The organism is Prevotella sp. kh1p2 (assembly GCF_900111525.1).
In the GTDB taxonomy this organism is placed as follows: Bacteria; Bacteroidota; Bacteroidia; order Bacteroidales; family Bacteroidaceae; genus Prevotella.
Window position 1 is genome coordinate 17,414 of sequence record NZ_FOHY01000019.1, and the last position, 23,820, is coordinate 41,233.

General features: G+C 49.1%; 24 protein-coding genes and 1 pseudogene. 13 read left to right on the plus strand and 12 right to left on the minus strand.

The window, feature by feature from the left end; translation table 11 throughout:
* The first annotated feature begins 3 nt into the window (after positions 1-3).
* Together BMW31_RS10925 and BMW31_RS10930 are read left to right on the plus strand one after the other, a co-directional pair.
* Positions 4-387 (plus strand): MarR family winged helix-turn-helix transcriptional regulator, encoded by a 384-nt coding sequence (locus tag BMW31_RS10925; RefSeq protein WP_091825661.1) that lies wholly within the window; start codon positions 4-6, stop codon positions 385-387.
* Positions 374-1,474, plus strand: a pseudogene (locus tag BMW31_RS10930) (cation diffusion facilitator family transporter). The gene BMW31_RS10925 and the pseudogene BMW31_RS10930 overlap by 14 nt, the downstream one beginning before the upstream one ends.
* 52 nt (positions 1,475-1,526) lie before the next feature.
* Here the strand turns inward: BMW31_RS10930 and BMW31_RS10935 are convergent.
* On the minus strand, positions 1,527-2,330 hold the full coding sequence (locus BMW31_RS10935) for a carboxylesterase family protein (RefSeq protein ID WP_091825664.1): 804 nt from the start codon (positions 2,328-2,330) through the stop codon (positions 1,527-1,529).
* A 169-nt stretch (positions 2,331-2,499) separates the two neighbouring features.
* Here BMW31_RS10935 and BMW31_RS10940 point away from each other — a divergent pair, with 169 nt between their 5' ends.
* On the plus strand, positions 2,500-3,636 hold the full coding sequence (locus BMW31_RS10940; RefSeq protein ID WP_091825667.1) for a GTP-binding protein: 1,137 nt from the start codon (positions 2,500-2,502) through the stop codon (positions 3,634-3,636).
* 60 nt (positions 3,637-3,696) lie between these two features.
* Here BMW31_RS10940 and BMW31_RS10945 read toward each other — a convergent pair whose 3' ends face one another.
* The 4 genes from BMW31_RS10945 to BMW31_RS10960 all read right to left on the minus strand — a co-directional run bounded on the left by BMW31_RS10945 (position 3,697) and on the right by BMW31_RS10960 (position 6,594).
* Positions 3,697-3,975 (minus strand): hypothetical protein, encoded by a 279-nt coding sequence (locus tag BMW31_RS10945; protein ID WP_091825670.1) that lies wholly within the window; start codon positions 3,973-3,975, stop codon positions 3,697-3,699.
* A gap of 465 nt (positions 3,976-4,440) precedes the next feature.
* Positions 4,441-5,625, minus strand: coding sequence for a penicillin-binding transpeptidase domain-containing protein (locus tag BMW31_RS10950; RefSeq protein ID WP_091825673.1), 1,185 nt, complete (start codon positions 5,623-5,625; stop codon positions 4,441-4,443).
* An 88-nt stretch (positions 5,626-5,713) separates the two neighbouring features.
* Positions 5,714-6,055: a DUF488 domain-containing protein gene (locus BMW31_RS10955; RefSeq protein WP_410524447.1), complete on the minus strand. Its 342-nt coding sequence runs from the start codon at positions 6,053-6,055 to the stop codon at positions 5,714-5,716.
* Positions 6,052-6,594, minus strand: a complete 543-nt coding sequence (locus tag BMW31_RS10960) for a hemerythrin domain-containing protein (RefSeq protein WP_091825680.1) — start codon at positions 6,592-6,594, stop codon at positions 6,052-6,054. The genes BMW31_RS10955 and BMW31_RS10960 overlap by 4 nt, the downstream gene beginning before the upstream one ends.
* A 151-nt stretch (positions 6,595-6,745) precedes the next feature.
* Between BMW31_RS10960 and BMW31_RS10965 the strand changes: the two genes are divergently transcribed.
* Positions 6,746-7,414 carry a Crp/Fnr family transcriptional regulator gene (locus BMW31_RS10965; RefSeq protein ID WP_091825683.1) on the plus strand — a complete coding sequence of 223 codons (669 nt, stop codon included), beginning with the start codon at positions 6,746-6,748 and terminating at the stop codon, positions 7,412-7,414.
* Positions 7,415-7,549: 135 nt separating this feature from the next.
* On the opposite strand, the gene BMW31_RS10970 is transcribed toward BMW31_RS10965, so the two are convergent.
* Positions 7,550-8,638: an AAA family ATPase gene (locus BMW31_RS10970; RefSeq protein WP_091825687.1), complete on the minus strand. Its 1,089-nt coding sequence runs from the start codon at positions 8,636-8,638 to the stop codon at positions 7,550-7,552.
* A 133-nt stretch (positions 8,639-8,771) separates the two neighbouring features.
* Entirely contained in the window at positions 8,772-9,167 is a 396-nt protein-coding gene (locus BMW31_RS10975; protein ID WP_091825690.1) for a 2-amino-4-hydroxy-6-hydroxymethyldihydropteridine diphosphokinase, read from the minus strand.
* Between the two features lie 179 nt (positions 9,168-9,346).
* Here BMW31_RS10975 and BMW31_RS10980 point away from each other — a divergent pair, with 179 nt between their 5' ends.
* The 3 genes from BMW31_RS10980 to BMW31_RS10990 are packed head-to-tail and all read left to right on the plus strand — an operon-like array spanning position 9,347 to position 12,324.
* Positions 9,347-10,273 carry a glucosaminidase domain-containing protein gene (locus BMW31_RS10980; RefSeq protein ID WP_091825694.1) on the plus strand — a complete coding sequence of 309 codons (927 nt, stop codon included), beginning with the start codon at positions 9,347-9,349 and terminating at the stop codon, positions 10,271-10,273.
* A 27-nt stretch (positions 10,274-10,300) separates the two neighbouring features.
* Positions 10,301-11,545 (plus strand): M64 family metallopeptidase, encoded by a 1,245-nt coding sequence (locus BMW31_RS10985; RefSeq protein WP_091825697.1) that lies wholly within the window; start codon positions 10,301-10,303, stop codon positions 11,543-11,545.
* A gap of 20 nt (positions 11,546-11,565) precedes the next feature.
* Positions 11,566-12,324, plus strand: coding sequence for a tetratricopeptide repeat protein (locus tag BMW31_RS10990; RefSeq protein ID WP_143049194.1), 759 nt, complete (start codon positions 11,566-11,568; stop codon positions 12,322-12,324).
* Positions 12,325-12,473: 149 nt separating this feature from the next.
* Here the strand turns inward: BMW31_RS10990 and cdd are convergent, their stop codons facing one another.
* From cdd to BMW31_RS11015, 5 genes are read right to left on the minus strand one after another with little or no spacing between them, the layout of a single operon-like run.
* Positions 12,474-12,953 (minus strand): cytidine deaminase, encoded by a 480-nt coding sequence (gene cdd / locus BMW31_RS10995; RefSeq protein ID WP_091825701.1) that lies wholly within the window; start codon positions 12,951-12,953, stop codon positions 12,474-12,476.
* A 6-nt stretch (positions 12,954-12,959) separates the two neighbouring features.
* A complete protein-coding gene (locus tag BMW31_RS11000) occupies positions 12,960-14,405 on the minus strand; it encodes a right-handed parallel beta-helix repeat-containing protein (RefSeq protein WP_317039782.1) in 1,446 nt (481 codons plus the stop codon).
* Between the two features lie 25 nt (positions 14,406-14,430).
* Positions 14,431-17,193, minus strand: a complete 2,763-nt coding sequence (locus tag BMW31_RS11005; protein WP_091825704.1) for a 3'-5' exonuclease — start codon at positions 17,191-17,193, stop codon at positions 14,431-14,433.
* A 39-nt stretch (positions 17,194-17,232) separates the two neighbouring features.
* Positions 17,233-18,417 (minus strand): MFS transporter, encoded by a 1,185-nt coding sequence (locus BMW31_RS11010; RefSeq protein ID WP_091825707.1) that lies wholly within the window; start codon positions 18,415-18,417, stop codon positions 17,233-17,235.
* An 18-nt stretch (positions 18,418-18,435) separates the two neighbouring features.
* Positions 18,436-19,068 (minus strand): HAD family hydrolase, encoded by a 633-nt coding sequence (locus BMW31_RS11015; RefSeq protein ID WP_091825712.1) that lies wholly within the window; start codon positions 19,066-19,068, stop codon positions 18,436-18,438.
* Positions 19,069-19,163: 95 nt separating this feature from the next.
* On the opposite strand from BMW31_RS11015, the gene BMW31_RS11020 reads away from it, so the two are divergent.
* The 6 genes from BMW31_RS11020 to BMW31_RS11045 are packed head-to-tail and all read left to right on the plus strand — an operon-like array spanning position 19,164 to position 23,780.
* Entirely contained in the window at positions 19,164-19,964 is an 801-nt protein-coding gene (locus tag BMW31_RS11020) for an RsiV family protein (RefSeq protein ID WP_091825714.1), read from the plus strand.
* On the plus strand, positions 19,961-20,584 hold the full coding sequence (rsmG, locus tag BMW31_RS11025; protein ID WP_091825718.1) for a 16S rRNA (guanine(527)-N(7))-methyltransferase RsmG: 624 nt from the start codon (positions 19,961-19,963) through the stop codon (positions 20,582-20,584). Before BMW31_RS11020 ends, rsmG begins: the two co-directional genes overlap by 4 nt.
* 19 nt (positions 20,585-20,603) lie before the next feature.
* Positions 20,604-21,248, plus strand: coding sequence for an MBL fold metallo-hydrolase (locus BMW31_RS11030; protein WP_091825720.1), 645 nt, complete (start codon positions 20,604-20,606; stop codon positions 21,246-21,248).
* Positions 21,248-21,805, plus strand: a complete 558-nt coding sequence (gene ruvC / locus BMW31_RS11035) for a crossover junction endodeoxyribonuclease RuvC (protein WP_317039783.1) — start codon at positions 21,248-21,250, stop codon at positions 21,803-21,805. The genes BMW31_RS11030 and ruvC overlap by 1 nt, the downstream gene beginning before the upstream one ends.
* 7 nt (positions 21,806-21,812) lie before the next feature.
* Entirely contained in the window at positions 21,813-23,294 is a 1,482-nt protein-coding gene (locus tag BMW31_RS11040; protein WP_091825725.1) for an ATP-binding cassette domain-containing protein, read from the plus strand.
* A gap of 6 nt (positions 23,295-23,300) precedes the next feature.
* Positions 23,301-23,780 (plus strand): hypothetical protein, encoded by a 480-nt coding sequence (locus BMW31_RS11045; RefSeq protein ID WP_091825727.1) that lies wholly within the window; start codon positions 23,301-23,303, stop codon positions 23,778-23,780.
* The last annotated feature ends 40 nt before the right edge of the window (positions 23,781-23,820 follow it).

Below are 23,820 nucleotides of genomic sequence, written 5' to 3' on the forward strand. Positions count from 1 at the left end.
CTCATGGACACCCAATGTATTTGTAGCATCAGAGACATATACAGGGCCATAGCCTCATTCGAAGCCGAACTTGAAAAGACAGTAGGCATCAACATGAATGAGGCTATGTTGCTGTGTGTGCTTTCAGAGAAAGCTAACCTCCTGTCGGGCGAGATTGCCGACGAGCTTGGTCTCACGCGCTCAAATGCCTCAAAGGTGATAGCTTCTCTCGAAAAATCGGCGTGCATAAGGCGCCGTGCATGCAAGGAGGACAGCCGGTGCCAGCGTTTTAACCTGACCAAGAAGGGCCAGCAGCTCTTGGAACAGATACACGCGGGCTGTATTCAGCTGCCGGCAGAGCTGCAGACCTTGACTACCGGCCAAACCTTACAACATGGACAGGAATAAGGAAATTATCCGTACAAGCGTAGTGGGCATAGCGGCCAACGTGCTCCTGGCGGCCTTCAAGGCCGTTGTAGGACTGCTTGCAAGCTCTATAGCCATTGTCATGGATGCCGTAAACAACCTGAGCGACGCCCTGGCAAGTGTCATAACCATCGTTGGCACCAAGCTCTCAGAGCGCCATCCGGACAGGAAGCATCCGTTCGGATAAGGCCGGATAGAGTACTTTTCGGCCATTATCATCTCCATCATTGTACTCATGGCAGGCGTAACATCGTTCGCCGAGTCGGTTAAGAAGATTTTCAATCCCTCTACCCCCACCTACTCTACGCTCACGCTCACGGTTATCATTACCGCCGTTTTGGTAAAGCTGGTGCTTGGCCGGTATGTAAAGAACAAGGGAAAGAAGCTGCAGAGCGACTCGCTTATTGCCAGCGGAGCCGATGCCATATTTGATGCTTTCGTCACGATAGCCACTCTACTCTCGGCTGTTGTCATGCTGGTGTGGCACGTTAACTTAGATGGCATCTTCGGAACGCTGATATCGCTGGTTGTTGTCAAGGCCGGTGTGGACATGCTCAGTTCGCCGGTAAGCGAGCTGCTCGGCAAGAGCATTTCGGCCGATTTTGTCCGCCGGATAAAAGAAGAGGTAATGAGCTTCGACGAGGTGAATGGAGTTTTCGACGTTACACTGAACTATTACGGCCCCCAAACCATTATAGGTTCGCTGCACATCAACGTACTCGACACCATGTCCGCTCGGCAGATACACCGCCTGACGCGCAAGATTACCGAGCAGCTGATGGAGAAATACGGCATCATAGCCACCGTTGGTATCTATGCGGTCAATACCCAAGGAGAGTTGGCAGACATACAACAAAAGGTCATGAAGACCGTTTACGGGCACGAACACGTTGTAGAAGTGCATGCGTTTTACTTCTACGAGGACACCAAAGTGGTTACTCTGGACGTTGTACCGGATGATGAAGTGCACGACGATGCGGCATTCATGGAACATCTCACGGGCCATCTGAAGGCCGTTCTGCCTGCTTACAACTATCACCTGCTGATAGACCACAACTATACGGAGTAGGCGCAACCGGGAGACCCGCGGCAGGCAGACCGAGAACTGAGGACTGCCAGGGTCAGTCGTTTTCGTACATATCAGGCTGGAACTTGAGCTCCTGATAGGTACGGGCTATGTCTTCGCGGTCTATCTCGAAACTGCGGTCAACGCCCCTCGGCCGGTCTTTCAGCGAATGAGCAAAGAGCCAGTCGTACGTTTTCTGCATGTAGAACAGGCGAGCCAGCAGCCCGTGGCTGCCGCCTTTTATCCAGTCGTAACGCAGCAGTTTGTCGTTCCCCGCTTTCTGCAGCCCTTGCACCACGGCTTTCGACTCGTTTACGCCCACTGCCTTGTCTGCAGTTCCGTGGATAATCCACAGAGGCACGCGGCCTAAGTTTTGCTGGTTCTTCAGCGTACAGCCACCGCACAGAGCCATGGCAGCGGCAATCTTGTCGGGATAAGTGCCTGCAAAGTCAAGCGTTCCGTAGCCTCCAAGGCTCATGCCGAGCACATATATACGCGACGCATCTACCCGGTAGTGAGCTTCCATCCATTGCAGCATGTCGTTAATCTTATCCGGATTCCACGCTCCACCGGGGTTTTGAGGTGCCACTACCAGTGCCGGAATAATCTTGCCCTTCTCGATTGCGTCCAAGGTTCCGTACCTCAGTACCCGGTCGAGGTTGTTACCACAGAGGCTTGCACCGTGCAGAAAGATGATTAAAGGCAGCGGATGCCCTTGTGCATCGTAGTCATCGGGAGTATAGACCCAGAAGTTGTACCCGCCGGGCAGCACGTCACGCTTGGCTTCAAAGTTGCCACCCTTGGCGTTCAGGCCGATACTCACCATCGTAAAAAGGACAAAAGCAACTATCTTCTTCATGCGTATAATCTTTAGAGTGAGTTACAAATATAAGTCAAAAGAATGTAAGACCCAAATCTGTTAGTCTTTTTTCACGCATCAGAGTGTGATGTCAACATAATTAACTTGCTGGATTTGCCAGTGTTAAAAACTTGCGTTATCTTTGCAATCCATAAATTAACAATGTAATATGAAAGTTCAGGAAATACCCGTTTTGCTGCTTACAGGCTATCTGGGCAGCGGCAAAACCACACTCGTAAACAGAATTCTGTCCAACAACAAGGGCATTAAGTTCGCCGTCATCGTCAACGATATCGGCGAAGTAAACATCGATGCAAGCCTCATAGAGCAAGGAGGAGTTGTTGGACAAAAGGACGACAGCCTGGTTGCTCTGCAGAACGGCTGCATCTGCTGCACCTTGAAAATGGACTTGGTCCAGCAGTTGAGCGAGATTACCCGCATGCAGCGCTTCGACTATATCGTCATTGAGGCCAGCGGCATCTGCGAACCTGCCCCCATCGCCCAAACCATCAGCACCTACCCTACCATGGGTCCGAAATACATTAAAGGCGGAATAGCCAAACTCGACAGCATCGTTACCATCGTTGATGCTGTCCGTATGCGCGATGAGTTTGCCAATGGAAACGACCTGAAGAAGCAGAATATAGAAGAGGACGACATCGAGAACCTCCTCATTCAGCAGATAGAGTTTTGCAACATCGTACTGCTCAACAAGGCTTCAGATATTGACAAGACCGACTTGAGCAAACTTCGCGGCATCATCCGCTCACTGCAGCCCAAGGCGGAGATTATAGAATGCGACTATGGTAACGTGGAGTTGGACAAGATACTCAACACTCACATGTTCGATTTTGAGAAAGTAGCCACCTCGGCAGCTTGGATTGAAGCCGTTGAGGGCGACGAAGACCTGGAGAACGAGGAGTCGGGAGAGGCTTTGGAGTATGGCATCGAGACCTTTGTCTACACCCGCAGGCCGGCTTTCGACTTAAGTCGGTTCGACGAATTCGTAGCCACCAAGTGGCCCAAGAGCGTTATTCGGTGCAAGGGCATCTGCTATTTCAGAGACGAAACCGAAACCTGCTATGTTTTCGAACAGGCCGGTAAGCAGGTCAACCTGCGTAATGCCGGGCAATGGTTTGCCACCATGCCAAAGGATGAACTGGCCCAATTCATGGAGAAAAACCCATCAGTACGCAAGGATTGGGACGAGAACTACGGCGACCGCATGCAGAAGCTGGTCTTCATTGGGCAGCATCTCGACAAGCAGGCCATAGTTACCGAACTGGATAAATGCCTGCGCGATTAATCCCAAAACAAGTAAAATCCCGGAACGGTAAAGGTCGTTCCGGGATTTTTCAGTTCCTCCCTACATGGTAGCCGGATAATATCTGTTAGCCAGAATCCTGATGGCAGCCTCGTTGGGAATGAGCCCTCCCTGCTCTGTTATGCTGATGAAGTTGCGCAGCTCATAGAAGTCACAGTTCCTGCATTCGTCAGGATTCTCTATAATCACTTCGTTTATATCCGGCTGTATGGCCAGTTTGGCATTATGGGGGAACAAGTCGCGGTGCGTAATATAGTTCCAAATCAATTCCGATATATTCTTGGCATAAGCGCCAAAGTCTTTAAAATGACGATAATTCATAGGCACATTTCGTTGGTTCTACACAAAACAAACGCGCCCGCTCCTCCTTTTATTCTCTTTTGGGGTGCAACTTTAAAGTCTTTTTGTTGATTTTAAAGCGAGCTAAGAAAAGTGCATCATTTTAAGAAAATTTCCTAATCGGCAAAGTTGAATGTATGCACTACGAACCGTTTTCCACACGATACTTTTTTGCAGACAGTACTTTCAAGGTCGTTGAAGGATAGCTTCAAGGCTGTTGAATGGCACCTTCAAGGCTGTTGAATGGCACCTCCGGAAATGTTAGATTCCGCTTTCAAAAATTCAGGGGGATAAACTTGCGTGTGGCAATGATATAAAGACACATTTACGTAGCTGCCAGGCAACGCTGTCGGAAGGGCAGAACCCGCTGCAGAAAGCAATACGACATACCTGCCGGGGGAGGCATGACTTACCGGTAATGGTGCGGAGGAACCGGTTTACCCGGTGCTATTCGGCACCCGGAACTTCCTCAAATTCATCGGCTTCGTCCTCGATGATGGTAGGCAGTACAAAGTAGTTTTCCCATTGCTTTACCTTGCGCTCCGAGCGTTCGGATAGTTTTCCGGTTATGTATTGCTCCATCATAAGCGCTGCCAGGGGTGCTGCTAAGTCGGCTCCGAAGCCTCCGTTCTCGATATAAACGGATATGGCAATCTGCGGAACGTCCATGGGAGCGAAGCCGATGAAGATGGAATGGTCTTCGCCGGGGTTCTCGGCTGTTCCCGTTTTGCCGCATATCTGATAGTTGCCGTTGTCTATCATCTTGCAAGTTCCGCTTACTACGGCCTCCCGCATGCCTGCAATGACGGTTTCGAGCGATTGCGGCGTGGCCTTACACAGGTGCCTGGAGGTGTACGTACTGTCGAGCGGAGCGGCGGCAGTAGGCTGGTGTATGTGCGGAATGTAATAAAAGCCGCGATTGGCAATCATTGCTGCAAGGTTGCAGAGTTGCAGCGGCGTGGTCATAATTTCGCCCTGCCCCATTCCCAACCACATGATGGAGCTCTCGTTCCAGCGGCCGCTGAATTGCTTTTCCAGCAACGCGGCGTTGGGCACAAGGCCGCCCTGCTCGCCCGGCAGGTCGATACCGAGCGGCCGGCCCAACCCCATGCTCGTCATGTAATCGTGCCAGGTATCAACCGCTTCCAGCTTGTTTTTATAGCGGGTGCGGTTTTTTATCATGGCCATGAACGACTTGCAGAAATACGAGTTGCACGAGTGGGCTATGGCGCCGATGAGCTTGAGCGGAGAATGGTGTACATGGCAACCTATGTGCAGGTTATCTTTCCAGAAGCCTTTGTGGCAGGAGAACTGGGTCTCGGGGGTGATAATGTTCTCCGAAAGCAGTGTAAGCGTCTGGGCAGTCTTGAAGGTAGAACCCGGCGAATAAGCCACCTCGATGGCGCGGTTGATGGAGTCGGCCAGTGCCGTTCGGCTGACCATGCACTTTACTTCGCCAGTAGCAGGAACTATAGCCACAATGCTGCCTTGCTTGCCTTGCAGCAATCGCTGTCCCAAGGCCTGCAGTTTGTAGTCTATTGTGAGCGGACCGTCTTCCGGAATCGGCTTTGCCGCGAGTGGCAAAGTCAAGCACGCAACGAGCAGGATGGATAAAAACCGGGTACTATTCATAATCACACTTTGAACTTGCAAAGGTAATCATTTTTTCTGATACAGCCAAAAGGCACGCCGCCAGCCCTGCTGTTATCCCGCCATAGCCTCACCGTTGCATCAGCATTTGCTGCAATACGACGGCCTGGTTATGGGCTGTGTCGTGGGCGGCATACAGAAGTGTGACGACGGGATGGGCGGCCAGCCCTTGTCTGAACTCCTCGAACTTGGGATTGGCAGCCAGCTCTGAACGGTAACGGGCTGCGAACTCGTCGAACCGTTCGGGTGCATGGCCAAACCACTTCCGCAATTCCGTGCTCGGTGCTATTTGTTTTGGCCACCAGACAATGCGCGCTTTGTCCTTGCTCAAGCCACGCGGCCAGAGGCGGTCTACAAGCACCCTGTAGCCATCCTCGGGTGCCGGTTCATCGTAAACTCGCTTGGTTTTTATCTGCATGTCAATGTAACTGTATGCTTTGCTTCCAACTGCAATGCACGTGGAAACAAAATCTCGTTTTCTACATAAATGTGTTCTTCCATATAACCCCTGAACTGCTTGAGGGCATCGAGCACTTGCTGGTATTCTTCTTCACTGCCGGCCGGAGCCTGATAGCCGTTGGTCAGTTCTTCGATACGCTGATGGCGGCTCAACTCGTCGCTGTGGTCTTCCATCATGGCGTGAATGGGAAACTCTATCGAACCGCAATGGAAAGGCTGAATTTTCTGGTTCAGTTCAGAGGCGGCATAAAGCTCCAGTATGTACGGAAAGAGCACGTTCTCCTCTTTCATGCAGTGGGTGTCGAGGTCTTGAATGCTGTTGCGGAAGTGGTCTGTTACCTTATCCAACTCGTGATGATGCTCACCCAAAGTCATGAGGCGTTTGAGCAGAAGCGCCCCATACTTGCGGGTGTTACGGTGATGGAACTTGAGTACATAGTCTGTCAGTAAATCAAGGTCCCATGTCCGGAACGGGATGTTGCTTTGGTTCATGTTCTTTCTTGTTTTAAAATGATGCAGCAAAGGTATTGCTTCTTGGCCATAGCAGTGGCAACAAATGTTACCGGCACGTGGTTAAAGTGCGTTAAAACCTCTGTTAGCGCACAGAATTTGCTATTTTTGCATGGAATATAAATGCGAAAGAATGGAAAACTACATACGGAATGTACTGGGCAAGTGTCCGCTTTTTGCCGGAATGACGCCTGTGGAGATAGAGATGAGCCTGCTGGGGAAGCACTATCGGATAGTGAGTTATGGCAAGAACGACATCTATGCGCTGGCCGGCATGCCCTGCAAGTATGCCGACATCGTGCTGAAAGGCAGCCTGGTGTGCCGCATGACCTCCATGTCGGGCAAGCAGGTGGAAGTAAGCCGGCTGCGCGAAGGCAATCTCGTGGCTCCGGCGTTTATCTTTTCAAAGGACAACGCCATGCCCGTAAGCGTTGAAACCGACTCGCCTGCAGAAGTCTTTCGCATGCAGCCTGCCGTCTTAACGGAACTGATTAACACCGATGAGAAAATCAGAATGAACTTTATTCGCGTGCTGTCAAACATTGATGTGTTCCTTACCGAGAAGATGAAATTTCTCAGTTTGTTCTCTGTTCGGGAGAAAGTGGCAACGCTGTTGCTGCAACGAGCCAGGGAGCAACAGACGAATGAGGTCGTGCTGGAGCGTTCGCGGCAGGAGATAGCCGACTCGTTTGGAATCCAGAAGTTCTCGCTCATAAGGGCTTTGGCAGAATTCGAGCGGGATGGGGCGATTAAGGTAAACGGCAAAAGGATAACCATCATCGACAAGAGCAAGATGCTGTAGCTCCCTGAGTGCTATAATATAATAAGGTGTAAGCTCTGATTTCGAGGTTTGAAATCAGAACTTACACCTTAGAGGAGCATGCCATTCGTTCTCTTGGTTCTTACGGGCAGCAGTTCCGTGATTGGTCTCCTGCCCTTATCTACCCTTGATGGCAATGTTATAATTGTAATATTTCGTATTGCCGGTAATGTCTTCCAACACCTTCAGAAATGGAGGAAACTTGACCGACTCGTGCTGAGTCACCCCCTTGGTTTCCAGGATGGTGAGTCCGCTAATGGGTCTTTGGAAGGTATCGAGTTCAAAATACTGCCCCTTCCAGATAAAGCTCCGCCTCATTTTCTGAATGGTCTGACGGTACGGGTCGGCCTGTTGCAGCAGCGAGACATAAAGGTTCTTGTTGATTTGTCGCTCGGTTTCCAACTGCTCTTTGTCCGACAGTTTCTTCTTGGTGGTGTGCACATAGACGTCTTTTCCCTGCCAGGCACGCTTGCGGAGGCGGACTTCACAATCCGGTTCGGCCACCAGATAGGTTTGTGTTATTTCGCTGTCGATGCTGTCGGGTATGTCTCCAACAACCTCCACGATATACTTCCGCTCCTCGTCAATGGGTTGCGGAATGCCAAGAACATTGGAGATTTCTTTCAGAACACGGTTCAGTTTGTTGTCAAAGTCCTCATGATTGTTGATTACCCGCAAGTGCGGATGGCCTGTCCAGGCCTCAATTACTTTCTTGTCCAGCAGGCGGGCGAGCTCAAGTCCTTCCGTTCGCTGCTTGTTGTTGGTCGTTGTATAAAACTGTTCTGCACCATCGGCAGCCGACACCAGATGCAGGACGGCATCGTAGCGCCGGTCGCGCAGTTCTGCGGTGGTGGTACCCACGGCCTTTGTTATCTGCTCCCACAGTTCCGGCTTCATGTAGGCAGAAATGTCCATGGCTCCTCTGTCGCATACAATCAATGAGGGCTCGTGATATTGCTCGGCCATTTTCAGGAACTTGTCTTCAAGTGCCAACTGCATTTCGAGTGTAGCTTTTTCGCCTTCATAGAAAAAAGCCTGGTTGTCGGTAAGGTAATCCATGCCGGCCTGACTGAACAAAGTCGGCACTTCGGGGATGGTAAACACTTTGAAGCCAAGGCTGGAAAAGTGCTCGATGACACGTACCAAAGCCGTTGTCTTACCGGCACATGGACCACCGGTAAGAACAATTTTCTTAATATCCTTCATTATATACGATTCCTGTTAAATCCATAGCAAGCAACAAAACAGATGACTTTTGCCCGTTACGTCACGTAAGCTGCTGCAAAGATAGTAAAAAATCACGGAAGTACAGCTTGTGAAATTTCTTTTTGATGGCCCGTTATTCCAGGAGTGCAACGGGAACCTGTTTGAGCAGTTGCTGGATGTAGGGACGCTCCCAGTCGCTGGCATGGTAAATTGATTTACCAAATTTAAGAATGTCGATATCAATTTTCACGATGCCTCTTCTTCTTTCCGATTTGTAGCTCCCTACCTTGCGTTCAATCTGCTTCATGGCTTTGTAAACCTGATCGTAGCCATGTTTGGATTCAGTTACGATGATGCAGTTCAGAAACTTGTCGGCAGACACCTCCATCCCCATGGGTTCCGTCCAGATTTTGTCAGTCACGCTGATGTGCCCAAAGAGCCGTCTTAAAAGCTCTAAGGCATAATCCATATTGCTCTCCTGCTCAATGTTGGAACCCAGCGCAATAATAATGTTGGTATTAGTGTTCATCCGTTAATGGTTTGCATACGTGTTTACAAAAATAGTAAAGATATTATCAGCGTCCCACTCTTTTCACATTTTTTACATGAATTGGTTAAATTCTTATACATTCTTTAAAATTCAAGCGCTTCATTCAGCAATTACAACATTATTGCTTAAATTTGCCAATCACAACACTTGAAGTCAATATGAAGAGATATCTCATTCTTTTACTGTATATTTTTACATGCTCATGCTTCTATGGGCAGATAAGATGGAACCAGCAATACCAAGCCTACGTTAATCAGTACAAAGACTTGGCGATAGAGGAGATGATGAAATACCGTATTCCGGCCAGCATTACGTTGGCTCAAGGACTACTTGAAAGCGGCGCCGGACTGAGCGAACTGGCCACAAAAGGCAACAACCATTTCGGTATCAAATGCCACGACTGGACCGGCCAAACCATCAGCCAGAATGATGATGATTACGGAGAATGTTTCCGGGCATACAATAATGCGTATGAAAGTTACGAAGACCACAGCCGTTTTTTGAGCCAACGCCCCCGTTACAGCAGGCTGTTCCAACTGGACAGAACCGACTACAGGGGCTGGGCCAGAGGCTTGAAGGCCTGCGGATACGCAACAAATCCGCGCTATGCCGATAAACTCATTGAGATTATTGAGCTGTATAGACTATACACATACGACAGGGCAAACAGCTACGACAAGTTCATGGCCAAGCGCTCCGGAACCGACCAGCCCGTATGGGTCGATGGTCAGACCCGCCAGTTGCACCCCATCCGCATGTACAACAAGAACTATTACCTGATAGCACGAGATGGAGACAGCTTCAAGTCGATAGCCGAAGAGGTCGGAATACCGGCCCGCGCATTGGCCAGATACAATGAACGCGACAGAAAGGATGTGCTGTCCAATGGCGACATCATCTACCTGAAGAAGAAACGCAAGAAAGCAGAAAAGCGCTACAAGAAGCAACTACACATCGTTAAACCGGGCGAGAGCATGTACTACATATCGCAGAAATACGGCATGCAGCTCAAGTATCTGTACAGGAAGAATAATCTTTCGCCCAATTATCAGATAAAAGCAGGCGACGCTTTGCGGGTATATTAACAAACAGGAATTCAATTACAACCTTACATGTTCACAAAACATATTGCAGTTTATGTTGTCTGTTTGCTGAGCAGTCTTACGGTCTCAGCCCAGGAGTTCAGCCAGTTTTTCACCAACCGGACCCTGCGCATAGACTATAACTTTGCAGGGAATGCCGACTCCCAGCAGATAGCAGTCGACCAACTCAACGTCATGCCGGGCTGGTATGGCAAGACCCGGCGCCTGTCGGAGGTACCGGTTGAGGGCAATGGGCAGATTATCGTGAGAGACCACCACACGCAGCAGGTTATCTACCGCAACTCTTTCTCTACGCTATTCCAGGAGTGGCTGTCCTATCCCGAGGCTCATACTGTGCGCAAATCGTTTGAGAATGTTTTTCTGGTGCCCATGCCCAAGGACACGGCCGACGTGACTATAGAGCTTTACAACAGCCACCGCAAGGTCATGGCAGCTTATACGCACCGGGTACTGCCCGCCGATATCCTTATCCGCCACATCGGCGAAAAAGACGTAACGCCCTATGTTACCTTGCAGCAGGCAGCAGACACGGCGCACTGCATCCACATAGCCTATCTGGCTGAAGGCTATCAGGAGTCGGAAATGGATGTTTTCCTGAGCGATGCCCGCATTGCCGTCGATGCCCTTTTTGCCCACGAACCCTTCAAGAAGTTGCGTTCGCGGTTCAACATTATTGCCGTCAAGGCGCCCTCACGCGAAAGCGGAACGAGCGAACCCTCAAAAGGCATCTGGAAAAACACGGCCTTGCACTCCCATTTTGACACCTTCTACAGCGACCGCTATCTGACAACGCTCAATCTGAAAGACATGCACAACTGGCTTGCCGGTACCCCTTATGAACACATCATCGTGCTTGTAAACACCGAGAAGTATGGTGGCGGCGGCATTCTGAACAGCTACAACTTGTCAATGACCCACCACCCGTCCTACCGCCCCGTTGTGGTTCATGAGTTCGGCCACAGCTTTGCCGGGCTTGGAGATGAGTATGCCTACGAAGCGGAGCAGATACCAATGTACCCGCACGATATAGAACCCTGGGAACCGAACCTGACTACAAAGGTCAACTTCCACCATAAATGGGAGAACCTGATAGGCAAAGACAAGCTGGCAGGCTTCTACGAAGGCGCCGGCTACAGCCTGAAAGGAGTGTTCCGCGCCTATCCCGACTGCAGGATGCGCACCAACGAGACTCCCGAATTCTGCCCTGCCTGCAGGCAAGCCATTACCCGACTGATTGATTTTTATACAGAGTAAGCTAACGTACGGAGTGAGCGATGAGGAAGTTATTGGTATTGCTGATGGTTACTTTGCTTGCATCGCCGGCCGCACGTGCGCAAACCAGCGGCTCCGAGCGGCTGGGGATGGCCATTGACTACTTCCAAAGTGCCAAGTACCACGAGGCTCTGCTCATCCTGCAACAGCTCGACCGGCAGTACAACCTGAACCCTCGCATTCGCGCCTATTTGGGCGTTTGCTATTATTATGAATGGCAGTACGAGCAGGCTTGCAAGTATCTGGATGCCTTGCTCCCGGCACTTTCCGATTTCGCCCCCCAGGAGCGTGCCGTGTATTATCACTGTGCGGCCGAAAGCCACTTTAACCTCAAGCAATATGCCCAGGCACTGCCGCTTTATGAAACGCAGCTTTCGCTGTGCCATGAGAACGAGAAAGGCAACGTATATTATAAGGTGGGGTTCTGCTATATGTTTGCACAACAATGGCAAGAGGCATTCAAGAACTTTACCTACGCACTGATTTATTACAGGAAAAACACACCGACAGAAGTGGCGCGCATCAGCCAGACGGAAACCATGCTTGCCGGTATCAGAAAGAAACTGCCTGCTGACGCCCCGGTGTTGTTTCTGATAACCCACCGCAAAACAGAACCTTTGTCAGTTGGCATTGATACTACCAAGGCACGGTTGCCCCTCGCCTGCCCTCCCGGTGTGAATGCCGCGTTTGCTGATAAACGGCAGCAAACGCCCCCGCAAGGCTCAACTAAAGGTTTAAAACTGCATCAACGGCAGAACTGAAGTTATGCTTCGGGAACTTTCGACACTTGTCGCACGATTGTTTGACAGGTGTCGAATTCATGTGTGACACTTGTCGAAAGTTCCCGTTGATGGCAAACAAGACTGTAAATGTATCTTTTTATCAGGAAGGAAAGCCGTAGGAAAGTTTGTCAGTGCATGTTGGAGTCGACAAACGACAGCGGCATCAAATCCTTTACGGACTTGATGACATAGGTGCCCTTGGTGCCGTAAAGCAGAATGCGGACCGGTTGCTTATACCTGTCTTCAATCTCCAGTATCACCTGCCGGCAGCCTCCGCAGGGTGTGACGGGTTCTTCCAGCAGTCCTTTCTCGTTTTTGGCAGCGATAGCCAAGGTTGTAATAGGCTGGTCCGGGTAGTTGGCCTGCGCAGCAAAAATGGCAGTGCGCTCGGCACAAAGGCCAGACGGAAAGGCCGCGTTCTCCTGGTTGGCGCCTATCATCACCCGTCCGTCGGCCAGCCGAATGGCTGCACCAACGTGAAAATGGCTGTAGTTGGCGTATGAATTTCGGGTGGCCTCAATAGCTTTGTTGACCAGTTCCTGGTCGTCAGTGCTCAATTCTTCGAACTGCGCAAGCTGCATATTGACTTCAAGTTTTATATTTTTCATGTTCCGTTAATGTTTAAGTTCATAGGCTCCTACGTCCGGTTTTCCGTCGTTTCGCGCATTTCCGTCGCGGTCGGAAGTGGCAGCCGTGGCGGCATCTGCTTTGTCAACGGCAGCGCTACCGGGGCTTAGGCGGAAGTCGTATCTTAGTTTTTCGGTGTCAATCTTTGCAAAGTGCTTCGTGCCGGTGTGGGCAGTATCCTTGGGATTTTCGAATATCACGCGCTTAAAATGCGCGCTCTCGTCTTCAGATACCTGCGGAGTGCGGATGATGCAATCGGCGAACAAATACTCTGCAGCATTGCTGCCCTCGCCCTTGACGCCCGTCAGCACATCGTCGGCATAGCCTGTGATGAGCGTGTTGGTGCAGGAGAGCGTCAACTTGCCGGATGTGCTCGCAAAGCTGAAGGCTGCCCCACGGTTGCCGTCGAACGGATAGAACTGGGCAAAGGTGCAGTTGTTGACGGTCGCCACTCCCCCATTCAGGTACACGCAATCCTTGAGTGTGTTGGTTATCTGGCTGTTTTCCAAGAGTACGTTGGCATTCACGGCCTTGAGCCCATAGCCCTGGCAGTTGTGTACAGTGGAAGAAAAAAGCTCCAACTTAGGGCGTGAGGCCTCGGTGGAATCAATGGAAATGCCATCCATAGTGCCATGAATGTCGGTGTAACTGATTTTGTTTCCGAAAGAAGAACCGTGCAGACGGATACCCTGCCATTGCCCGCTCACATAATCGTAGGGCAGATAATCGAACAGCCGGTCGGTCCTGTCGCCTCTCAGCACGACATTAGCCTCGGGACTGCCTTCGCACAGCAACCGCCCGTAAACATCGAGTCGGGCATCCGAATGGAAATACAGACAAGCCCCGGCAGCGAGCCTGAGCGTTGCACCGGGGGCTACCGTCAAGCCTCCCATGATAACAATCGGATTAGGAGAAGCACCGATAACGGCATCTTTCTCAATGCGGACATTGCGCAACAGCTGTGCATCCCACGAATAAGCGTCAAGATGCACGCGCTGTACATTGCCGTTCTCTAAGGTAAACAGGAGGTTGTCTTCTAATCTGACGGGCTGCAGGCGGCCGTTTTCGGGCGAGGTCAACTCGACAAAAACACGAATGCTGTCGCCCTTGCGGAGTTCAACATTCTGCGTCTGAAATCCACCCTGCTGACCCAGATAGGTGCCGTCTACGTTGACCCGGAAGCCACTTTGGTTGCCCCGTTCTAACCGGATGCTCGTACAACGGAGGCCATCGCCGGTGCGGTTATAGACCCACAACGACTTCATGGCCGTGGGGATATTGGAGAAAACGGTATCCATGCGGATGGAATCGGCTGAAAACGACAGGCGTGCCGACGACGATGCAGAAAACGAATCATCGTCGGTACAGCTGCTTATGGTAAATCCTGCAAAAGCTACCAGGATTATGGGAAGTAACCATTTAAATCTCATCATCAGTAATAACGCCAAAAACCTTTGTTTATTGCATGGGGTCCTGTTCTGCAATAGCTGTGTTTTGTTTCAGGAACTCGGTAATGGTTTGATATTGAAAACTGGGCTTGATGCAGTTTACAAACGGGCTCAAGTACCGGGCATAGCCCCAGTCGTTCTGCGAACTGTGCATGATGTAGAGGCGTTTGCGTGCCCGCGACAAGGCTACATACAGCTTGCGGCTGTCTTCCTCGTTCTCTGCCGGCGTCTTGTTATAGTGGTTGGGCATGCGCCCATCAACCACATCGAAGACTATGACATTCTCAAACTCCAGCCCCTTGGCCTTGTGGATGGTTGAAACAAAGACATTCTCGGTAAGACTCTGCACTTCGTCGCCGCAAAGATCAGCTTCTTTCAGCGTTGTGAGGTCTATGACATGCCGTGACAGCTGCTCCTCTAACGACAGGTTTTCTTCGCCTTGCAACATATCGACCTCTATGTAGCGGATGATATATTCCAGCTTGGGAATTTCCGTGATGTAGCCGCTCTTGAGCAGCATTTTGTAGAACTTGCTTAGTTCTGAAACAAGAGCCGGCTCGCCGGATTGGGAACCGCGGTCGCGCAGATGGTGCATGGCATGGTTGTAAACATCGCCATAGACATTGCGCAACCGGGCCAGCTTGTCCATTGTTTGCGATTTGGACAGGAATTGCTGCTGCAGTGGCAGCACGTCGGCAGCCTTACGCAGGCAATGCGCAACGAGGCTGCAGGTGGCGTTTACATCGTCGAAGGCGTTGTGAGAGTTTTCTCCTTCCAGGTTCAAACGCTCCAGCAGGTATTCGAGTTTGTATTTTTGCAGCTGCGGTTCCAATATCCGGGCAATCTTCAAGGTATCGAACACGTGCGGATGTTCTGCCTTCAGGCTCTCTATTCCGAGGTAACGCCTGAGGTTGGCATCCAGGATGTTGTAGTCGAAATTTACATTGTGGCCCAGCAGGGCATCGCTTCCTATGTATTCCATGAAGAGCGTCAGAGCCTCTGCATGGGTGTATTTGTGGGCTTCGTCGTAAGCCTCTTTGATTGGATTGGGCTGTCCGCCAACGACTTCCGGCAATTCCTTCGTGGTTTCAATGAAGATGTTAAAGGACTCGCCTGCTTGCTCTCCGTTGCGCAACTTGACCGCAGCAATCTGGATGATGTCGTCCTCAAAGACATCCAGTCCGGTGGTTTCGGTATCGAAAACAACAACCTCCTCAGAGCTGCAAGTTTCGTAGAAATCGGCTATATATGTGCGGCCTCCTTCATACAGTAAAGCATCTGAGGGATAGATGTAATGGAGAAACAGCTCCCTTACAAATTCGCGAGCCGACGTACTGTTATCAAACAGCTTGAAACCCGCAAACAGCTGAGCCCATGAAAGAAAATAACCTTCGTTATGAAGTACAGACAGATGGGCAAAGAGCAGGCGCACCTGCGGAAGCGAAAACACATCGACGCCGGACACCTTAAAGTGTCTGATGAGTGCAGCATCCAGATGTTCGCTTACCATATCGGCATCGGTATTGGACAAAACCACTACTGCGGTTCTGTCTTCGGGATAAGCAACGGAGAGATAGTTGATAAGTGAGACCATGTCTGTTGTCTCATCGTACACGCTCCGGCTACTGATAATGGCGAGAGAATCCGGTTGCGCCCGGTCTTGGTTTGTTGAAAGCGGCAGGAAGTCGGCATCTATCCGTAGCTGTTGCGAAGCATAGGTGTTGAAAACATCAAGCAGATATTTGGGCGAACGGTGGTTGTAGTTGAGATGCAAAAGATGTCCCAGGCATCTGCGTTTGAGTTCGTCAAGCGTAGAAATCTTTGCCCCCATAAAGGAAAAGATGGCTTGCTGCTCGTCGCCCAGATACACAACTGTATAATCCTGGTCGGCAGTTACCAAGTCTATAATGGCCAGTTGGAGTGCCGTAAGGTCCTGTACTTCGTCAACTTGTATCCAATGGTATTTGCGATAGATGCCCTCGGTGTCGTTTCGTAAGGCCTCGTAGGCATAAAGCAGAATGTCAGTGAAGTCTATCAGTTGGTTTTCCTGCTTGTAACGCTCATACTGATGGGCTCTCAGAAGTTTTCTGATAGCATACGTGTAGGTCTGTGGAAATCCCTTCTCGGTTATCAGCTGCAAGTAATCATCAGCCGTATTCTCTATCTGCTCATAGAGGTTGAGCATGTTGGCGGGCGTAAGCGGTTTGTCTTCCTGCTGCAACAACGACCTGAATGCGGTGACATCATCGGAAGAAATGCCCTTGGCATCAACGCGAACAGCCTGCGGTACGTTGTGCCTAACTTGCCACATGTAATGTGAACACTTAACAACCTCGAAGCAAGCGTTGGAAAGCCGGAACTCTGACTTGACTTTATCCTCATCAGCTCCGCTGAAACTGCAGATGATACTCATCTGTACATCCTCGTCAATGACCGATGTCTGGATGGGCACAATATTATGATTGTAAAGCAACTGGGAACAAAAACGATGGATGTTGCCTACAAACACCGACTTTACATCCGCATCCTCGAAGGCTTCGTCTATGCGCTGATACATGCCGCGGGCAGCTCTGTTGGTAAATGTAAGGCAGAGCATGTCGTCATAGGCAACCCCTTCTTTATCGTGAGCCCAGCGTATGCGCTCGGTCAGACATCCCGTCTTGCCACAGCCTGGAGGCGAGAGAACCAGATAATGTCCGCCTTTGGCTCTGATGACCGGTATCTGACTGTCGTCAGCAATAAACGTGTGGGCGGTGTAATCGTGTTTCTCCATGTTAGTTGAGTTATTGGTAAGGGGTGGCGGTCTTTGTCACTATCTGTTGCGATGAGCCATATACCACCTGTGGGTAAAGAAATTGTAAACAGCCAAGGCAACCAGATCAAGAACGAGAGCGAGGGTTAACAGCTCCTTGTAATCTTGCTTAAAACAGCAGTAACCTATCAACAATCCAGTCGTTAGGCCACATTCCCATGCCAAAGTGAATGTACTTTGAGAAGTGCCTCGCTGGCAGTGCTTGCTCAGTTTGATAAAGAAAAGCAGGAAGCGGCTTCCGATAATGCCTATGCCGAAGCCTATCAAAATAGGTGACAGGTAATAGACAACCGCTTGATGGCGCGTAAGCAAGAGCAGCAGGGCAAAGCCTATGGCTATCAATCCGGTTACGGTTTCACTTTTTAAATCGGCATTGGGGAACACAAACTTCTCTGACAGAATGGCTATAAGAAAGCCAATCATCAGCATGGCATAGAACTGCAATGTCGACATCATTGCCAACACGATGCCAACAACTGTTGTTATCAGCAGCAAATTGAGGAACAGCCATATACCTTGAGGCAAGAAGAAGTGGTCGAGACTGAACAGCTTCACATCGTCATCCGGTGTCTTAAAGGGGAAGGATACCGAGGATATCAACATGATAGACATCAGAACAAGTATCGGAGGCAACAGATATGCAAACATGTCTTCATGGAATTGATCCAGCAAAAGCGTTGCCAATGGGCCCAGGGAAATTGCAAACCGGCCGAACCAAGATGTATGGTGGTTGGCTTCTGTACGTTGGAAAGACTCGCATTTATCAATGACCAGCGTGCTTATCAAAATCTTTTCAGCCAATCCGAATGAAGCTCCCAACACGAAACACAGAGCCAGCAGTATATAATAGGTGTCTGGTAAAGGCAGCATGGAAGATGTTTCTGAAAGGTAAAACATCAGAAGCATGTCTGCTGCCACGATAAAGGCATTCAATATAAACATCTTGTTTCGCCTGTATCTTTGTACCAGCCATGAACACAAAGAGCCTAAAGCCAAGTTTCCCAAGCCAAAAGTGCCGACCATAATACCTGTTTGCAGACTGCTAAGTCCGAACTTTTCGATGAACAGAGGTATCATGGGAATGTAGCAACATACAGCCATCGCAAGCAGCAGGTATGCTAACGACATCGACCAGAAATCACGGTGCCACAGATTGATGTGTATGGGGGTGTTTTGAGTATCCATAAAAGATGACCGTTGTAACTACAGAAAATTGTCTATGACAAGGTTTGAATAAGGGGCAATCGCATCCGGAGAATTGGTAGAAGCTACTCCTACTACGTACATGCCTGCTCCTTGTACGGATTTAAGACCGTTAAAGCTATCTTCAAATCCGATGCAATCCTGCGGCTTGAAGCCGAAATGTCTGGCTCCGATGAGATAACATTCAGGGCTCGGCTTGCTTTCCGTGAAGTCTTCGGCAGTAAATATCTTATCAAACATACCTGTGAATTCCGGATGATGAGTGTAAACACTCTTCATTTTCGAATGATTACTACTGGTAACAACAGCAGTCTTCAAGCCTAATTGCTTGATATCTTTCATGAACTGTTCGAAACCGGGAAGGTAGTTAAACTCCATGTTTTTTTCGAACACATCCAATTCTGCCACTATCTGTTCTTGCAGGTCCGTCTGATTCGGATAATGTTTATCGAATATCTGAGTGAGTGTTTGTCCCTTTATAATATGAGCAAAATCGGGAATGTCAGGATGGGTGTCGCTTCCCATTCGTTCCCAGAAACGGGTGTATTGCGGTTCTGTATCGAAGACAACGCCATCCAAATCAAACAGCGCAGCTTTCTTAGTAAATAATATCTCGCTTAAAGTTGATGTCATAACCTCATCGTTTAGTTTGCAAAGTTACTTCATTTTGAGCAGATTAACGCAATATTTTTTCATTATTTCTTTTTTCTTCGTATATTTGCACCCTTATGAAGAAATTTCTTTTTGCACTGATTGCAATTCTTTTAATAGCCTCGTGCGGGCAGAAACAGGAGCAGACTGCTCGTATCGAGGGTGTGGAACTTGACTCTATAGTCGTTGATACGGTCATCAATTTGACCGAGGAAGCCAATCCTCCTCAATGTAAAGTGTCGCTTTCGCTTCAGTATTTCAAGAAAGGCGAGAATGCACAAAAGATGAACGAATCGTTGCTGCATGCCGGTATATTGATGCCTGATTACTTGTCGCTGGGTAAAGAAAACATTCCATTTGAACATGCAGTTGACTCTTTTATTACCCGTTATGTTTCCGATTATAAGCGAGAATACGCTCCGCTTTATCGCGAAGATCGTGGACACAGAACTGCATATAACTGTACCTATGAGGTAAAGACCAAGACTCTGAACAGCAGCGATGATATCATCAACTATGTTGCGACTATCGTCACTTATGCTGGTGGTGAACATGCAATTAAACAAACGATAGCTAAAAACTTTAATGTTAAGACCGGACAACTCCTCGCTTTAGGCGATATCTTTGTATCCGGCTATGAAGAAAGCTTGAAAGATATGATGCTGAAGGAACTGCAAGATAAATTCTCGGCCAACAATCTTGAGGAGTTACAGAAGAAGTATATATTCGCTGATCACGAGGTTTACATCCCTGAGAACTTCATTCTCGGAAAAGACAAGCTGACATTCATTTATTGCGAAGATGAAATTGCTCCTCACAATGTTAGTGAAATAAGAGTTGAATTCGACAAAAGTGATTTAAACAAATTCCTGAAATGACAGAAATAATCACCAAATATTTTCCGAACATCACAGCTGAACAGAAGAATCAGTTTGCTGCACTGCAAAAGCTGTACGAGGACTGGAACTCTAAAATCAACGTGATATCTCGTAAGGACATCGAAAATCTTTACGAGCATCATGTGCTTCACTCCTTGGCAATAGCCAAAGCCTTTCGTTTCAAACCGAAAACAACTATCTTGGATTTTGGTACTGGTGGCGGCTTCCCCGGTGTGCCTTTGGCAATCATGTTACCAAACTGTAGCTTTAAACTGATTGACGGCACCGGAAAGAAAGTCCATGTGGCCCAAGAAGTTTGCAAGTCTATTGGCTTACGCAATATCGTAGCCGAACATCAGCGTGGAGAAAACGAAACCGGCAAGTATGACTTCATTGTAAGCAGGGCTGTTATGCCACTTCCGGATTTGATGAAGATTGTGAAAAAGAATGTGGCTAAAAAGCAACGGAACGCCATGCCCAATGGTCTGATAGTCTTGAAAGGTGGTGATTTGAGTCAAGAATTAAAGCCTTATCGCCGGATAGCTGAAGTATATCCGATTTCCGAATGGTTTGACGAAGAGTGGTTTAAAGAGAAAAACGTGGTTTATGTTCCGATGTAATCGGATTAATTAATGAATTATGCTGAAAATACAGAAGTTTGTTTGCAATATGATACAAGAGAATTGCTATGTAGTTAGTGACGACACGCTCGAATGTGTCATCATTGACTGCGGCGCATTTTATCCCGACGAACGTGCTGCCATTGTTGACTACATTCGCCAAAACAATCTTCTCCCCAAGCATCTCTTAGCCACCCACGGCCATATCGACCACAACTTCGGCAATAATACTATCTATGAACTATTTGGCTTGAAGCCAGAAGTATACGCAGAAGATGAATATCTGATGACTGAACTGCCCGTTCAGGCTGAAGCCATTGCCGGTGTCAGACTTGATTATGCCATGCCTCCAGTGGGTAAATACTTGCAGAGCGATGACGTTATACGCTTTGGCACCCACGAACTGACAGTGCTCCCTACCCCTGGACATTCCAAAGGCAGCGTGTTCTTCTATTGCCAAGCGGAACATGTGGCTTTTTCAGGCGACACGCTCTTTTATCATTCCATCGGCAGAACGGATTTTGAGGGCGGCAGTATGTTCCAGATGATACAAAGTCTCAGGATGATAAGTCAACTTCCAGACGACACTATCATCTACCCCGGACATGGAGAGGAGACTACAATTGGTGCTGAACTGGCCGGAAATCCATACATGGACAGATGATGGCAGACAAGATTATATTAGGTATTGACCCTGGAACAAACGTGATGGGCTATGGACTTGTCAAGGTAAACGGAAACAAGGCCGAGATGATTGCCATGGGTGTCATCGATATGCGCAAGGAGCATGACCCGTATTTGCGGCTTGGTAAAATCTTCGAGCGCGTGACTGGCATTATCGACGAGTATCTTCCAGACGAGATGGCCATAGAGGCACCCTTCTTCGGTAAGAATGTACAGTCAATGCTGAAGCTTGGTCGTGCCCAGGGCGTGGCTATTGCCGCCGCCATACGTCATGACATCCCCATACACGAGTATGCACCTTTAAAGATAAAAATGGCCATTACCGGAAACGGATCGGCCTCCAAGGAGCAAGTTGCAGGGATGCTGCAACGTCTCCTTCATTTGGATGAAAAGGAAATGCCTAAGTTCATGGATGCCACCGATGCACTTGGAGCAGCCTACTGCCATTTCCTACAAGGCAACGCTCCACAGTCCGAACACAAGTACGGCAGTTGGAAAGACTTTGCCTTAAAGAATAAGAGTCGCGTTTCTAAATAGGTTTGAGATGCAGAGAATTATACATATAGAAGGAGGCGTTGTCGGCATGCCGGAATGGAAGATGGCAACTCCCGTAAACTTCGACCTTTGTGACGGCGAACATATTGCCATAGTAGGGCCGAACGGCGGGGGCAAGTCCATGTTCGTCGATATCCTGACCGGCCGCCACCCTCTGCTCGACCAGCGACCGGAGTATGATTTCTCACCAAGCCGAAAACAGCTGATAAGCGAAAACATTAAATACATAACATTCAAAGACAGCTATGGAAGCGACAACGACCGCACCTACTATCTCCAGCAAAGATGGAACCAGCAGGAAATCGACGAGACAACTCCTACCGTAGCAGATGAGTTGAAATCTGCAGGTCAGCTTGCCGGTCAGGACGCGGTTGGGCACCGGGCAAAGCTGCAACACCTGTGCACTCTTTTCCACCTAGACACCCTGTTTGACCGGCACACCATTACCTTATCAAGCGGAGAGCTGCGTAAATTGCAATTAACCAAGGTGTTGCTGGCCGCTCCGAGAGTGCTTATCATCGACAATCCGTTCATAGGATTGGACACCGAGACACGCGAACAGCTAACGGAAGTATTGGCACAGCTAAGCCGCGAGCAGGCATTGCAGCTTGTCTTAGTCTTCTCCAAGTCGGATAATCTGCCCGCCTTTATCACTCACGTGGTGAAAGTAGAAGGGCTTACCGTTGCCACCAAGATAACAAGAGACGCCTATTTGGCTAACAGAAGCCCCTACCCTGCACACTTGCTCGATACCAGGCGAAAAGAAGAAATACTCCGGCTTCCCGGTGATGATAACGATTATAACGCACCGGAGGTGGTGAGAATGAACAAAGTGAGCATACGCTACGGACAGCGAACCATCTTAAAAGAACTTGATTGGACGGTCAGAAACGGCGAACGGTGGGCCTTGACCGGACAGAATGGAGCCGGAAAATCAACTTTGTTGAGTCTGGTGTGTGCCGATAATCCGCAAAGTTACGCCTGCAACATCAGCCTGTTTGGCCGGGCTCGCGGAACCGGAGAGAGCATTTGGGACATCAAGAAGCATATCGGATACGTATCTCCGGAGATGCACCGGGCCTACAAGTACAATATACCCAGTATCAAGATAGTGGCCAGCGGACTAAAAGATTCGGTCGGTTTGTACTTTAATCCAACCGATGCCGAATACGAGAAATGCCGTTTCTGGATGCGGATATTTGGCATAGAGAAACTTGAAAACAGGCCGTTTCTTAAACTTTCGAGCGGTGAACAGCGTCTAATGCTATTAGCAAGGGCCTTTGTCAAGGACCCCGAACTGCTCATCCTCGATGAGCCACTGCACGGACTTGACGATGCAAACCGGCTACTGGTGAGGGATGTCATTGACACCTTCAGCCGGCGAAAGAACAAGACTATCATCATGGTCTCACACTATCAGGAAGAATTTCCTGCCTGTATAGACCACAAGATATATTTACAGAAAAATTAGAAAGATATGAAAAAATTAATTTTAGCTATCGCTTTATTGGGTACGGTGAGCATCAATGCCTCCGCTCAAGCCATTTACAAAGAAGTAAAACGCATCATGCAGAATGCCGAGACCGTAAAACATGACACCAGCAAGAGCCTGGATGAGCGCAAGGTGGCAACCTTCAAGTGGGACGCCATCTACTATCTCATCATGAAAGGTTCGGCCTCCGACAGTTTCACGGAGTATGAGCTCGGCAACCAGACGAATGCAATGATTGACTACGTGAACCGTTTCGTCAAGCGTCTTACAGAGGAGAAAAAGAAGAAAGACAAGGACTTGATACTGGGAAGGTACAGAGGTGCTTCCGTTAATCACCCGCTTTTCAACGACCCGGAGAAAGATGTAGTCAATGGATATGTAGACAACGACAAATACATTACGCAGTTCTCGCTCGACACGAATTGGGTAGAGGCCTTGGCAGAAGTCATGAACAACAACTGGTAAACCAACTTACAAGCACAAAAAAGGCCGGCAATTGTCGGCC

Excerpts from the sequence above, each read along its gene's own strand:
- BMW31_RS11020 (WP_091825714.1), top strand. The coding sequence starts at position 19,164 with ATGAAGAAATTTCTTTTTGCACTGATTGCAATTCTTTTAATAGCCTCG.
- BMW31_RS10925 (WP_091825661.1), top strand. The coding sequence starts at position 4 with ATGGACACCCAATGTATTTGTAGCATCAGAGACATATACAGGGCCATA.
- BMW31_RS10965 (WP_091825683.1), top strand. The coding sequence starts at position 6,746 with ATGGAAAACTACATACGGAATGTACTGGGCAAGTGTCCGCTTTTTGCC.
- BMW31_RS10990 (WP_143049194.1), top strand. The coding sequence starts at position 11,566 with ATGAGGAAGTTATTGGTATTGCTGATGGTTACTTTGCTTGCATCGCCG.
- rsmG (WP_091825718.1), top strand. The coding sequence starts at position 19,961 with ATGACAGAAATAATCACCAAATATTTTCCGAACATCACAGCTGAACAG.
- BMW31_RS11015 (WP_091825712.1), bottom strand. The coding sequence starts at position 19,068 with ATGACATCAACTTTAAGCGAGATATTATTTACTAAGAAAGCTGCGCTG.
- BMW31_RS11000 (WP_317039782.1), bottom strand. The coding sequence starts at position 14,405 with ATGATGAGATTTAAATGGTTACTTCCCATAATCCTGGTAGCTTTTGCA.
- BMW31_RS10945 (WP_091825670.1), bottom strand. The coding sequence starts at position 3,975 with ATGAATTATCGTCATTTTAAAGACTTTGGCGCTTATGCCAAGAATATA.
- BMW31_RS11045 (WP_091825727.1), top strand. The coding sequence starts at position 23,301 with ATGAAAAAATTAATTTTAGCTATCGCTTTATTGGGTACGGTGAGCATC.
- BMW31_RS10970 (WP_091825687.1), bottom strand. The coding sequence starts at position 8,638 with ATGAAGGATATTAAGAAAATTGTTCTTACCGGTGGTCCATGTGCCGGT.
- BMW31_RS10975 (WP_091825690.1), bottom strand. The coding sequence starts at position 9,167 with ATGAACACTAATACCAACATTATTATTGCGCTGGGTTCCAACATTGAG.
- cdd (WP_091825701.1), bottom strand. The coding sequence starts at position 12,953 with ATGAAAAATATAAAACTTGAAGTCAATATGCAGCTTGCGCAGTTCGAA.
- BMW31_RS10980 (WP_091825694.1), top strand. The coding sequence starts at position 9,347 with ATGAAGAGATATCTCATTCTTTTACTGTATATTTTTACATGCTCATGC.
- BMW31_RS11040 (WP_091825725.1), top strand. The coding sequence starts at position 21,813 with ATGCAGAGAATTATACATATAGAAGGAGGCGTTGTCGGCATGCCGGAA.
- BMW31_RS10960 (WP_091825680.1), bottom strand. The coding sequence starts at position 6,594 with ATGAACCAAAGCAACATCCCGTTCCGGACATGGGACCTTGATTTACTG.
- BMW31_RS10985 (WP_091825697.1), top strand. The coding sequence starts at position 10,301 with ATGTTCACAAAACATATTGCAGTTTATGTTGTCTGTTTGCTGAGCAGT.
- BMW31_RS10940 (WP_091825667.1), top strand. The coding sequence starts at position 2,500 with ATGAAAGTTCAGGAAATACCCGTTTTGCTGCTTACAGGCTATCTGGGC.
- BMW31_RS10935 (WP_091825664.1), bottom strand. The coding sequence starts at position 2,330 with ATGAAGAAGATAGTTGCTTTTGTCCTTTTTACGATGGTGAGTATCGGC.
- BMW31_RS11010 (WP_091825707.1), bottom strand. The coding sequence starts at position 18,417 with ATGGATACTCAAAACACCCCCATACACATCAATCTGTGGCACCGTGAT.
- BMW31_RS11030 (WP_091825720.1), top strand. The coding sequence starts at position 20,604 with ATGCTGAAAATACAGAAGTTTGTTTGCAATATGATACAAGAGAATTGC.
- BMW31_RS11005 (WP_091825704.1), bottom strand. The coding sequence starts at position 17,193 with ATGGAGAAACACGATTACACCGCCCACACGTTTATTGCTGACGACAGT.
- BMW31_RS10950 (WP_091825673.1), bottom strand. The coding sequence starts at position 5,625 with ATGAATAGTACCCGGTTTTTATCCATCCTGCTCGTTGCGTGCTTGACT.
- ruvC (WP_317039783.1), top strand. The coding sequence starts at position 21,248 with ATGGCAGACAAGATTATATTAGGTATTGACCCTGGAACAAACGTGATG.